We start from the raw sequence: 11,924 nt of genomic DNA on the forward strand, positions 1-11,924 counted from the left end.
ATATATAAATACTTTGGGTATATTATGGGGATGAAGATTTTTGATTCAAGCACTAAAAGTTTGGAAGTGATATGAAAAACACCTTTAAGGTGATCGCCATCATAGGTAAACCCCGAGCACAGAAAGCAATTCAGACGCACAAAGAATTGTTTCATTGGCTTACGTCTAAGGGTTATGAAGTCCTCGTTGATGACCGATTAATTGATATTCTTGTCGACATTCCAAGACAGCACTTTTTCAGCCTCGTCAGAATTGGGCGAGAAGCCGACCTTGCCATTGTCGTCGGTGGGGATGGCAACATGCTGGGTGCAGCACGTGTACTATCACGCTTTGATGTCGCCGTCATTGGTGTGAATCGTGGCAACCTAGGCTTTCTCACTGATCTGAACCCTGAAGGTTTTGATCAAGCGCTTGAATCCGTTTTACAAGGTGAATATGTAGAGGAAAAGCGTTTTTTACTCGAGGCTGAGATCCATCGCCATGGGCAAGTCAAAAGCCATAATGCTGCTTTAAATGAAGCGGTATTGCACCCCGGACAGGTGGCTCGCATGATTGAGTTTGAGGTCTACATTGACGACACCTTTGCCTTTAGTCAGCGCTCTGACGGATTAATCGTTGCGACACCAACGGGCTCCACGGCTTATTCGTTATCTGGTGGAGGCCCTATTCTATCCGCTCAACTCAACGCCATCTCGTTAGTTCCTATGTTCCCTCATACGCTGTCCAGCAGACCACTGGTTGTTGACGGCAATTGCCGCATCAAATTAATCGTGTCGCCTGATAATCGAGGCACGCAAGAGGTCAGCTGTGACGGGCAGATTTCACTGCCCGTATCGCCGGGAGATGAAATTCATATTTTCCAAAGCCCAAATGCACTAAGGCTCATCCACCCTAAAGATTACAGTTACTATCACGTCTTGCGTAACAAGCTTGGCTGGTCAAGCAAACTCTTTTAAGCACCGCGTATAAAGCCATGCCCATCTGGCATGGCTTTTTCTTGCCATTTCTTTGAACGCTATTGAATACCACTTTCCCTCCTTATTTTGTCGCTGCTTTGTCACTCTCTTCATCTACTTTCTTGCTGATATCCGTGCACTAAATCTCATAAAAAACCATCGAACAACTTTACTGTATAAAGAAACAGTATATACTGACCTTATATACAGTAATGTTGATTTAAACAGGTAACGAAAATGCTGTCTCATCTAAGTGTTAATAATTTTGCTATTGTAAAATCTCTGCAGTTAGAACTCAGTACAGGGATGACAACCATCACTGGAGAAACGGGGGCGGGTAAATCCATCGCGATTGACGCTCTCAGCCTTTGTCTCGGTGGGCGGTCTGACGCTGGTGCGGTAAGAATTGGTGAAGATAAAACCGAAGTCACCGCCGCCTTCATGATTGATGATAATATCCACGCCACCAGATGGTTAGAAGACAACGATCTCTATGATGGTAGTGAATGTATCTTGCGACGAAGCATTACCAAAGAAGGTCGCTCTCGAGCCTTCATTAATGGTAGCCCAGTGCCATTATCCCAACTCAAATCTTTGGGACAAACGCTGATCAACATTCACGGGCAACACGCCCACCATCAACTGATGAAAAGCGACTATCAACTTTCATTACTGGACCAATATTCCGGTCATACCACCTTACAAAAGCAAGTCCGTAATAGTTACCAAACTTGGCGAAGCGCCGATATTGCGTTGCGTAAACTCAAAGAAAACAGCGCCAATAACCAAGCTCAGTTGCAGTTACTTGAATATCAAATTAAGGAACTCAATGAGCTCGCTATTGAGGAACAAGAATTTCCAGAACTTGAGCAAGAACACAAACGCTTAGCCAACAGTGGAGAGCTTGCGACTTCATGCCAACAAGCCATTGATATTATTTACGAAGGTGATGACGTCAATGCACTAGCGTTACTGCAAAGCGCCAGCAGCAAGCTCATTCAACTCTCAGAGCTAGATACTGCGCTTGCACCTTTACCAGCGATGCTAGAAGAAGCCATGATCCAAATTGAAGAAGTGAATGCAGAGCTACGTGATTACCTTGATAAAGTCGATGTGGATCCTGGGCGAATGGCTTATGTGGAATCACGCTTTTCAAAAATCATGTCGCTTGCTCGTAAACATCATGTGCTTCCAGATGAACTTTACCAGCACCATCAAAGCTTACTGACTCAAATAGAACAGCTAGATTGTTCTGAAGAAACCATGTCAGTTAAGGAAGAAGAAGTCGCTGCTCTTTACGAAAAATACACCCGGGTTTGTGAAAAGCTCAGTAAGTCACGTGGCCGTTACGCTAAAGAGCTGAACAAACTCATCTCACAAAGCATGCACGAGCTCAGTATGGATAAAGCTAAATTTGCTATTGATGTGACGTTTCAATCTGAACATCCATCTCCGACCGGAATGGACTCGGTGGTCTTCTTGGTATCAACCAACCCTGGCCAACCCATGCAGCCTATCGCAAAAGTAGCATCTGGTGGTGAGTTATCACGAATTTCCTTGGCTATTCAAGTTATTACGGCTCAGAAAGTCGATACCCCTAGCCTCATTTTTGATGAGGTTGATGTGGGCATCAGTGGACCAACAGCGGCCGTAGTCGGACAAATGTTGAGAAAGCTTGGCGAATCCACGCAGGTACTGTGTGTCACTCACTTACCTCAAGTCGCTGGTCATGGTCATCATCAATTATTTGTCACCAAAACAACCAAAGGCAATAAAACTGAAACGAGTATAAATGCGCTAAGTGAACAAGAGCGCATAAGCGAACTCGCTCGCTTATTGGGTGGAAGCCAAATTACAGAGTCTACCCTAGCGAATGCAAAAGAGTTATTGATTGCAGCTTAGACGTTAAGTTCCCTAAACCAATAGATTTCAGCAAGGATTGTAATCTGACTCATAAATCAGTGTTCTTTTTACATTATGAAGCAGACATGTTTTTACATCTGCCTCATCCTTGTTTATTATCGGTTAAGTTTAAAAAATCAAAGTTGTAAATTGACGCTATGCAATTAAAAAAGTGGTTGGCAGCAATACCACTCGCCCTAACGTTACTGACGGGTTGTTCAGTAATAGAGAAAATCGTTTATCGTATTGATATCAACCAAGGTAATTTTGTCGAACAAAATGCGGTTGAACAATTACGTTTTGGTATGACAAGAGAACAGGTTCGCTTTGTTCTTGGGTCACCGATGCTTATCGAAAATGGTTACCCTAATACTTGGTATTACGTCTACCATGCGACGAAGGGCCACAATGACCCAGTACAACGAAATCTTGTCGTCGACTTCGACGCCACCGGCACATTAACGACGATTTCTGGTGATTACGAAGCGAGTGATCAGTTTTTCGAAAGCCTGAACTAAATCCAAATAAAAAAGCTCGCATCGCGAGCTTTTTTATTATTTAACATTGTCATACTTGAGGCTTTTCCTCGCACTCTTATAACGGCATAAATGACAAGTTACTTACCCGCTTTAGCTTGCTCCGCACGTTTACGTCTAATTTCTTTAGGATCAGCAAGCAAAGGGCGATAGATCTCAATTCTATCTTTATCTCTCACGGTTGCATCTAGTTTTACATTGCGACTAAAAACACCCACTTTATTCATCTTTAAGTCAATCTCAGGGTAGACCGCTAATACCCCTGACTTTTCGATAATCTCTTCTACCGTTAATTCATGATTGACCACGATAGTAAAAACACGTTGCTCTTGAGGTAATGCATACACCACTTCAACGTGGATCAATGGCTGTTCAGCATTCATTTCAATACACCTCTTTCGCACGCTTGGTGAAAGCATTCACCATATTACTGGTGACATCATGGAATATTTTACCGAATGCAAGCTCGATCATCTTACTAGAAAATTCAAAATCGAGTTTAAGTTCAACCTTGCATGCTTGATCATCCAAAGGAATAAACGACCAAACTCCTTTTAGCGCCTTAAAAGGGCCATCAACCAGTTCCATCAATATCTCGCTGCCTTGAACCAAAGTATTCGCCGTTGTAAACGTCTTACTAATGCCCGCTTTCGATACATCAACCGATGCCACCATGCCAACACCCGATGATTCAAGCACTCGAGAGCCGGAGCACCCTGGTAAGAACTCTTGATAACTGGCAACATCATTGACCAAGTTGAACATTTGGTCAGCACTGAACATCACTAACGCTGAACGCTTCACTTGTGGCATAAATACATCTCGTAATAAAAGGCTAGGTTCAATTCTACTGATATCCATGATTCAGCTCAAGCTCCCAACTCATTCAAGACAAATATATCAAAGCACTGGCGAGTCGTGGTAAATTCATAGAGCGGAAACAAAAGCCTTTCCTAAAACTCCAGACTCACCTTATAATGGCGCCACTATGGTAAAAAAGAACTCAAAAAATAAAGCGGGTAGTAACACTATCGCGCAAAACAAAAAGGCTCGCCACGAATATCACATTGAAGATGATATCGAAGCTGGTATTGAGCTACAGGGCTGGGAAGTCAAATCACTTCGTCAGGGCAAAGCTAACATCGTCGAAAGCTACGTTTTTGTACGCGATGGCGAAGCCTACATCAGTGGCATGTCTATTCTCCCGCTAAATCAAGCGTCTACTCATATAGTGGCCGAACCCACACGTGTGCGCAAACTGCTTATGCGCCGCAAAGAGCTCGATAACCTTATCGGTCGTGTCAATCGTGAAGGTATGACACTCATCGCGCTTTCTTTGTATTGGTCTCGCTCTTGGGCAAAACTCAAAGTTGGTGTGGCTAAAGGTAAAAAGCTGCACGATAAACGCGAAGATTTAAAAGAAAAAGACTGGGCAAGAGACAAAGCACGAGTTATGAAGAGTAATTTGCGCTAATCTTAACCACTTGAACTTTCAGCTACTAGACAGGCTTAGCTTTTCTGGTACTATGAAAAATAACACTTGGGGCTGATTTAGGATTCGACAGGAATTTTGAAGTCTGAGGTGCATGCCGTGGGGCGGTTGGCCACGTTAAAAGCCGCAAAAAAATAGTCGCAAACGACGAAAACTACGCACTAGCAGCTTAATAACCTGCTGAGAGCCTCTTTGCCCTAGCTTCCGCTTGTAAGACGGGGAATAACAAAGAGTCAAACCCAAACTAGCTAGATCGGATTCTCCCGCCTGAGAGATGAAGTTCGAAATTTAATTCAGGATAGTCATTTACTAGCGTGTCGGTTCGCAGGTACTTGGTGAAATTAAAGATCGACTAAGCATGTAGTACCAATGATGAATGATTTTTGGACGCGGGTTCAACTCCCGCCAGCTCCACCAAACGTTTGGAAAGGGCGGTAACTCTTTGAGTTATCGCCCTTTTTGTATTTATACATCTAGTTTTAGTCGTTTTGTACTGAACGTAGGTACTAAAACATTCGCCATCTAACCCTTAGTAGAACTGGAATCTAGTCGTTCCGGTTTCAAATCCCCGCCATCCACAGTCCTCTGTTTAAACATCGATTTGAAGAGCAAAAACAAAAAACTCAACAAGCCGCCGTTTGCACTACCGCTTGGTAGTAACGTTTTTCCATATATACGGCAACAACTTATCTCATTGCCCTTTACTGATCTTGCTGCTTATTTCTGAGTCCCACATACGGACAGTTAATGGTGCCCCACCCGAATAAACAGGGCTGCGGCTGCCAAAATAAAGGCAGCTGCATAGAATCTAACGTTATATGAAGACTGAGTTTTAACTTAACGCTCTACACGTTTAACAAGTCTGATTTCATCTAAATATCCCACAAGTTCATCACTTGGTTCACCAGAATAGCTTATTGCAAATTCATCTACTCGTACTTCAAAACCGTTGTCCGTGTACTGATTGTGTGCCATCAGTTGGTCGTTGGTATACTCATCGGTATTTACTTCCATCAGAGCAAATAATTCAAGCGTGTCATTGTCACCAGTATTGAAGTCTAATGTAACCCTACGAAAACAGCTTTTTACGCTGCCCACGTCGGCATCATCAAGTTCACTGACATGCGCACGTCTATCTGCAGCAATCGTTCCTTCATTTGGTTGGCGTAATCCAAAATGTAATGTGCTAATTGAATCGTCACCTTTACTATCGCAATAATAAACTGATGCCGTCATATCCGTATGCAGAGGTAAACCACTGACAACCTGACTGAGCCCCGGTTTTGATTCAAAATCATGAGATAATTCACTGGATTTATAACGAATTCTCGCAGAACCATTTTCTCCTTCAGAATCATTAAACGCACTGTCTCCTGAACTTCCTACATCGCCATTACCACTGCTGCTACCTTCATATGTAGTCCAAACATCACTGCTTCCTGAATCTTGTCGCCAAAGCCCTAATTGAGGGTCGGCTACATTAGCAAATAGCTGGACACTTTTTGGCAAACCTAAAACCAGTTCAGCGACACCACTACTACCGGAAACAAACTCTTTATTTACCCATGTATATTCATCTGCTTTTGCTTGTCCTTCTAACGTAACGCCATCACCGACTGCGATACGATAAGCGCCTTTAACAAACGCAGACACGTTATAGCGAGTATTGGGCGCTAACGTCACTGCTTGTGACAATTCACTATTCGCACCAACCATAATACTGCTGTTGCGAGAAAATGCGTCACTACCTTCGATTAACTGAGCGTTTTGATATGACCATCCCTCTAAACCTTCATCAAATGAGGCATTATTTAATGGGGATTCAATCATGATAGCCACCGGCTTGGGTAACGTATAGTTTACCGGTCCAACATTCTCGTAATTTAATGGTACATAAATCGCTTCACTAGCAAATGGCTCATCCGCCCCTACAAGGGTTGTTTCACTGCGAACTTGACCATCTAGGTCAATATAAACCGCTTCAAACTCTCCTTTCTCATAATCATTGACGGCATCGAGATTAGGCGAATCATTCGATAGACGATAAACTCCGGACTGGTCTTTTTCTAATGCTGCTGAGATAAATTCAAACCCAGGCTCACCAACCCGCAAGCTATCACTATCTGCAAAGGCCTGCCCGTAGATAATATTGCCAGTGATCTGTGAAGAAGAATCGAAGCCGCGCTCTGACTGAGTCAATACCGGGCCAATAGCAAGGTCTATTAGATTATTAGCGAGGAAAGCTTGTTTAGGGGCTGATGACTTTCCACCACCGTCGATATTGAGGCTGTTTACGCTATCGACGATAGTATTATGCGCAATATGAACATTTGAGAATTCTTGGTACCCATTGTCACCATCACCCGCACCATCAGATCCCATCATCACTATGCCGCCATGATGCGTGGTATCTTTGTAGCGAGCCCCTTCTATGTAGTTATTGGTTACCGTATGATCACCATCAACTAGACGTATTCCGCCAGCTAACGGGTAGTCTTCTCCAAAGAAAAAGTTATTACTAATAGTCGCACCGCCACCATGTCGAGTAGTAACCGAACCATAACTGTTACGAATCGTATTGAAGCTAATCGTATTGTTTGTGCCTTTGTTCGACACAACCTCAGCTTCACCTTGAATATTCTCAAAAAGATTACCGACAATGAATGAATCACCATCATAATGATGCGTATCACTTAACCCTGTTCGTATTGCCTCATAGTTGTTATCGCTACTTTGTGCATACATTTGCCCCTTGGCAGGCGCTCGGTTCGCGATGTAGTTATTATAAACAATGATACCTTGTGCTAGTTCCGCGACCTTAGTCGCTTCATCCCAGCTGCTATCTACCCAGCGGTTAAATGAAATCATGGGGGATGCGGTGGTTTTACCGCTCAAGATACTATGATCTAGCCAATTGTTTTTCCCGTAAATATGAATCCACTCTCCCGAAGTCGAATCATCTGAACTAATACCTTGATCAGCATCCACATCGATAACAGCTATTTCAGTAATTCGGCAATGGTGACAAAGGTCACCGGTACCAAAACGAGTGCTGATCAAATTGCTACTTGAGCTTGATGCTCCATTGAAAACAAACCCTTGCAGCTGAACGTAACTGCCACCCATAATAATTTTTGCCGAACCTATTATTTCCACTTTCCCTGAATTTTGGGCGGCGACTTTAATGACATTGTCTTCGGTACCAACCCCACCAAAGGTAATCTCAAGATCGTTATAAGTCCCGTCAGCCAAGCAAAACGTAGTGCCTGCCTGCATCTCTTTTGATACCGCGCTTTCTAACGCAGAAGTTGAGGTGAATACCTCGCTACAAATAACATCCGGAACGGATAAAATGGCGGCAGGAAGAATATCGGCGATGACATCATGACTTTCACCTTCAGTCACTTCACCAGGAAGCTTGGGATCTACAGGAGGCGTACCGCCCGTAGTGCTGTCTCCGGTAGTATTAGAATCGCTATTACAACCTGCAAGTAATGTTGCGATGATCAAAAAACTAAGCTTACCCAACTTCATATACTCTCCATGCAAACATATCATCTTGTATTTTTGTAATACAATGTGATAAATAAGGCGTTTGTTCTGTGACTCTCAACACAATTACTTGAGGTGTGAAACACATTGACAGGCTTACACCGTGAATCTGTGATTCAAATCTAGGATCACACCCCTTTTAGGTGACGATGCCGCTGAAGCTTTAGGTTACCGACAGACCAAATAGTCTATCGATGATCTAAGTCGCGGTTTTTTGGCAATAGCCGTCGGCAATCAATACTAAACAACGTCATCATTCAACTTCTGATTTTTAAATGAGCCGATCAATTCAATATAACTCTGTAGTACTAATTGCCTTTATTATTGTGATGTAGTTGCTAAGGTGGCATTACGATAAAACTCACAGTCGTGGGTTATTGACTCAGTTTCATCGATTTACACAAATCTGATACATAATTCAATATTATTGTCAGATTACACCTCAACAATAGAATAAATTTCTGACGCCCAATAAATTTGAATCATTGTTTTTGGTAACATTCAACAACACGACAACGATTAAGTTAACCACTGCACCATAAAAACGGTGGCGACTTAGAGTGAGTATCTCAATGTCCTAAAGTAAAAATTTCCATATGGATTATTGCGTTAATTATCTAATGGTTTTTATGTGAATTTAGTTAGTACCATTAACATCTAAGTATTATTAAACCAGGTTTGGTTAGTTTTCTATTTACTTCATATCTGATAGTAGTATAGTTCATGTGATATGCTACATAATGCACTTGCATTTTAATGATAGCAGTGGTGATTAATCTATAAAAATAAAGCGACCGCTACTTAGGTCTATAAACTATCAAGGATGTAACAATGAAAAAAACGGTATTATTATTGGCGTTATTACCAACCTATTCTTTTGCTCAAGAAAGTCTCGAAGGTGCATACGCTGGTATTGAATTAGGTGTCTTAAATTCGGTAGAGCTTGAAGTACAAGGAACGTCTGCCGATGCAGATATTGACAATTTTCCTGTCAATATTAATGCTGGCTACGATATAGCATTGGCTCCTAACGTAACCATTGGGTTTGAAGCTGAATACCGCTGGTTAGGAGAAGGTAAATATAAAGAAGGTGGACAGACTATTCTGAAGGTGTCTGGGCAAGGGCTATCATTTAATTTAAGACCAAAGTTCCATATTAAGAATAGCCCAATTTATGTTGGTCTATTAGCGGGTATAGGTCAATATCGCACCGAAGCAACAGTTTATACCGGTACTGGCAATGAATCTGATACCTCTACTGATACCGGCTGGCAATATGGTGCTGAATTAGGCTATAGATTTCAACCAAACATGGTAGCAACAATTGGCTATCGTGCCGTGAAGATAGATCTTGACAGTGATGTTGATTTTACGGCAACACACAGTGGTTTTAACCTTGGTGTTCAGTACCGATTCTAAATATTATAGTGAATGAAGCTAATAATCTTTAGTGATTTAACGATCTAGTAGCAAATAATATTTATTGGTAGGGGTGCTTAATAGCAATTAATACATAAGCGCTCAAAGATGATTTATTAAAAAATACTTGAACTTCTAACATCATATGATCTGGCTGCTTCTTCAATAGAGTAGCCAGATTTAAATGATATATTGAGCGATATTGGATAAAAACCTAGTTAAAATAACTAGGTTTACTCAATCAGTCTTTACTCATCTGGCCGCTTAGTTCTGATATCTACATAAGGCCAGTAATGGTGCCCGACTCGAATCAATAACGTCGCGGCCGCGAGTATAAAGGCAGCAACAGATAGCCAAACGATTAGCACTGCATCCAACTCTTTCATGCCTAGAGTGATATACCGAGCTATCGCCATCATGGCGATATAGATAGGATAACGAACCGGAATCTTCCCGTTCATTACAAATTGCTGAACCATGGCCAACACTTCTAAATAGATAAACATGAGAAGGATATCGGTCAACTGAACTCGGCGTTCAGTGAAAACGTGCATGAATTCCTCCATCATGGCAAACAGTGTTGCGAGCGTAATGGCAACTAACAACACGGCCTCAAGCACGTAAAAAACCTTCAAAAAAGGCTTACTAAAGGATTTCGGTAAGTGGGATGGCATAAACGTTCTTCAAAAATGATTAATCTATATTCTAGATTAGCATGCATCAGCGTTAATCGCGCAATCTCCCGTCATCGCCTTTCTATTACCTTCCATAAACACTAGACACGATCCACAGCCCATCATGCCTTTAGATAAAAGCCCCACACATTTTGAATGCGTGTCCAATAAGGCTCTACACCATGCTCATAAAAAAGGAGAAGTCCAAACCCTCTCCCCTTTCAAGCTCATTCGTATTTGGACAAAGAGTTAATTAATGCTGAGTAAGCGTCCTCGTTCTATATCCTGCTGAACGATATCTGCCGATAGGTCAGCATGGTCGTGGTTATGGTGTTCATGAGCGTGTGTATGGTCATGTTGATGATTTTTAGATTTCGCTAACTCATCCGCATCTAAGTAAGTGGTCGTTAAATCTGAACAAAAATCTTGGCTCCATAACGCTCGTGCATTGTCATCACCCATAATCGTTTCCGCTTTAGGCCCTAGCTTATCCATGTAGAACATACCTAATTCTTCACCGGTTGCATTAGCTTGGTTGATTAAATTGGTAAAAGCAGGCTCTTGATCCTCATCGGATAGATAGCCATTTCTATAACAAACCGTCAAACCGATAATGTCGTCACCTAGTCGCTCTAGTGCTGGACTAAAATGATTGTGACTGTGGTTATGTCCTTCCGCTACTGCCATCGTCGGCGTAACAAGTAGACATGCAAGGGTAAGTAATTTTAAAACGTGATTCATAGGATACGGTCTCCACATCTAATGTGATTTAATCAAAGAAATTTGAGTCAACATAGTCAATAAATTTCCTTATTCATTTCACTAATCAAACATGCCAATAGAGTTAGTTAACCACAATACTCGGGGGTGCTACGGTATAAACCATTGGGTTAACCTCCCATTTCCCTTCAGCTTCCAAACTCACCGCCAGCGCCTGAGCATCTTTACAAACATTCGCTGGTTTACCATCCGCCCAAAAAGAAGGCCCAGAGGTATACCCACACATCACTGAAAATGCATTGGTTCCATTTTTTGTTGTGTAGTCCGTCATGATGCTGCCGCCTTGGCCATGGGTGATTTTTAAAGACCCTTTATCGGCGACATGAAGCTCATCTGTTGGATTTGGCTTCACATAGGTCGTATAAGTGCCGCCGTCAGACATGTATTGATTGTCATACATGGTATAGCCCTCTTTTTCGGAAGGCAGTGTCAGCTCGTAGTTTGGGTCTATAGCGGCAAGGCGTTCTTGGTTATTGGTTGCACCAGGTCGGTAGTCATGAGCATTTGATTGTCCAGCAGCAAACGCTGAACCAGAAACGATGGTGAGAATAACTACTGTGATAATGGATTTTTTCATGTTGTACTCCAAATATTGAGTCACTTACATCAAGTG

At 42.2% G+C, this 11,924-nt stretch carries 11 protein-coding genes and 1 other RNA gene; 6 read left to right on the forward strand and 6 right to left on the reverse strand.

The annotated features are described in order from the left end of the window. Positions 1-71: 71 nt before the first annotated feature. The 3 genes from nadK (at position 72) to bamE (ending at position 3,376) form a co-directional block, all read left to right on the forward strand. Positions 72-956: an NAD(+) kinase gene (gene nadK / locus ACE1OE_RS15705; protein WP_102469626.1), complete on the forward strand. Its 885-nt coding sequence runs from the start codon at positions 72-74 to the stop codon at positions 954-956. A gap of 237 nt (positions 957-1,193) precedes the next feature. Next, entirely contained in the window at positions 1,194-2,858 is a 1,665-nt protein-coding gene (gene recN / locus ACE1OE_RS15710; protein WP_449211604.1) for a DNA repair protein RecN, read from the forward strand. 158 nt (positions 2,859-3,016) lie between these two features. Continuing rightward, entirely contained in the window at positions 3,017-3,376 is a 360-nt protein-coding gene (gene bamE, locus ACE1OE_RS15715) for an outer membrane protein assembly factor BamE (protein WP_372062809.1), read from the forward strand. A 98-nt stretch (positions 3,377-3,474) separates the two neighbouring features. Here the strand turns inward: bamE and ACE1OE_RS15720 are convergent, their stop codons facing one another. Both ACE1OE_RS15720 and ACE1OE_RS15725 read right to left on the reverse strand, forming a co-directional pair. After that, entirely contained in the window at positions 3,475-3,777 is a 303-nt protein-coding gene (locus ACE1OE_RS15720) for an RnfH family protein (protein WP_372062808.1), read from the reverse strand. 1 nt (position 3,778) lies between these two features. Further along, a complete protein-coding gene (locus ACE1OE_RS15725; RefSeq protein ID WP_102469687.1) occupies positions 3,779-4,207 on the reverse strand; it encodes an SRPBCC family protein in 429 nt (142 codons plus the stop codon). 175 nt (positions 4,208-4,382) lie between these two features. Here ACE1OE_RS15725 and smpB point away from each other — a divergent pair, with 175 nt between their 5' ends. Further along, entirely contained in the window at positions 4,383-4,868 is a 486-nt protein-coding gene (smpB, locus tag ACE1OE_RS15730; RefSeq protein WP_102469622.1) for an SsrA-binding protein SmpB, read from the forward strand. A 68-nt stretch (positions 4,869-4,936) separates the two neighbouring features. Further along, positions 4,937-5,303, forward strand: a transfer-messenger RNA (tmRNA) gene (gene ssrA, locus ACE1OE_RS15735). 420 nt (positions 5,304-5,723) lie between these two features. On the opposite strand, the gene ACE1OE_RS15740 is transcribed toward ssrA, so the two are convergent. Continuing rightward, a complete protein-coding gene (locus tag ACE1OE_RS15740) occupies positions 5,724-8,420 on the reverse strand; it encodes a polysaccharide lyase 6 family protein (protein WP_449211605.1) in 2,697 nt (898 codons plus the stop codon). A gap of 849 nt (positions 8,421-9,269) precedes the next feature. On the opposite strand from ACE1OE_RS15740, the gene ACE1OE_RS15745 reads away from it, so the two are divergent. Continuing rightward, positions 9,270-9,857, forward strand: a complete 588-nt coding sequence (locus ACE1OE_RS15745; RefSeq protein WP_372062699.1) for a porin family protein — start codon at positions 9,270-9,272, stop codon at positions 9,855-9,857. 248 nt (positions 9,858-10,105) lie between these two features. Here ACE1OE_RS15745 and ACE1OE_RS15750 read toward each other — a convergent pair whose 3' ends face one another. The 3 genes from ACE1OE_RS15750 to ACE1OE_RS15760 all read right to left on the reverse strand — a co-directional run bounded on the left by ACE1OE_RS15750 (position 10,106) and on the right by ACE1OE_RS15760 (position 11,888). Then, positions 10,106-10,531 (reverse strand): phosphate-starvation-inducible protein PsiE, encoded by a 426-nt coding sequence (locus ACE1OE_RS15750; RefSeq protein WP_102471119.1) that lies wholly within the window; start codon positions 10,529-10,531, stop codon positions 10,106-10,108. Between the two features lie 249 nt (positions 10,532-10,780). Continuing rightward, positions 10,781-11,272, reverse strand: coding sequence for a hypothetical protein (locus tag ACE1OE_RS15755; protein ID WP_372062698.1), 492 nt, complete (start codon positions 11,270-11,272; stop codon positions 10,781-10,783). 103 nt (positions 11,273-11,375) lie between these two features. Next, positions 11,376-11,888: a hypothetical protein gene (locus ACE1OE_RS15760; protein ID WP_372062697.1), complete on the reverse strand. Its 513-nt coding sequence runs from the start codon at positions 11,886-11,888 to the stop codon at positions 11,376-11,378. Positions 11,889-11,924 lie beyond the last annotated feature (36 nt).

The sequence above is a fragment of the Vibrio sp. E150_011 genome, from assembly GCF_053544015.1.

Coding starts and splice junctions, on each gene's coding strand:
- ACE1OE_RS15755 (WP_372062698.1), bottom strand. CDS start 11,272: ATGAATCACGTTTTAAAATTACTTACCCTTGCATGTCTACTTGTTACG.
- recN (WP_449211604.1), top strand. CDS start 1,194: ATGCTGTCTCATCTAAGTGTTAATAATTTTGCTATTGTAAAATCTCTG.
- bamE (WP_372062809.1), top strand. CDS start 3,017: ATGCAATTAAAAAAGTGGTTGGCAGCAATACCACTCGCCCTAACGTTA.
- ACE1OE_RS15745 (WP_372062699.1), top strand. CDS start 9,270: ATGAAAAAAACGGTATTATTATTGGCGTTATTACCAACCTATTCTTTT.
- smpB (WP_102469622.1), top strand. CDS start 4,383: ATGGTAAAAAAGAACTCAAAAAATAAAGCGGGTAGTAACACTATCGCG.
- ACE1OE_RS15740 (WP_449211605.1), bottom strand. CDS start 8,420: ATGAAGTTGGGTAAGCTTAGTTTTTTGATCATCGCAACATTACTTGCA.
- ACE1OE_RS15725 (WP_102469687.1), bottom strand. CDS start 4,207: ATGCCACAAGTGAAGCGTTCAGCGTTAGTGATGTTCAGTGCTGACCAA.
- ACE1OE_RS15750 (WP_102471119.1), bottom strand. CDS start 10,531: ATGCCATCCCACTTACCGAAATCCTTTAGTAAGCCTTTTTTGAAGGTT.
- ACE1OE_RS15760 (WP_372062697.1), bottom strand. CDS start 11,888: ATGAAAAAATCCATTATCACAGTAGTTATTCTCACCATCGTTTCTGGT.
- nadK (WP_102469626.1), top strand. CDS start 72: ATGAAAAACACCTTTAAGGTGATCGCCATCATAGGTAAACCCCGAGCA.
- ACE1OE_RS15720 (WP_372062808.1), bottom strand. CDS start 3,777: ATGAATGCTGAACAGCCATTGATCCACGTTGAAGTGGTGTATGCATTA.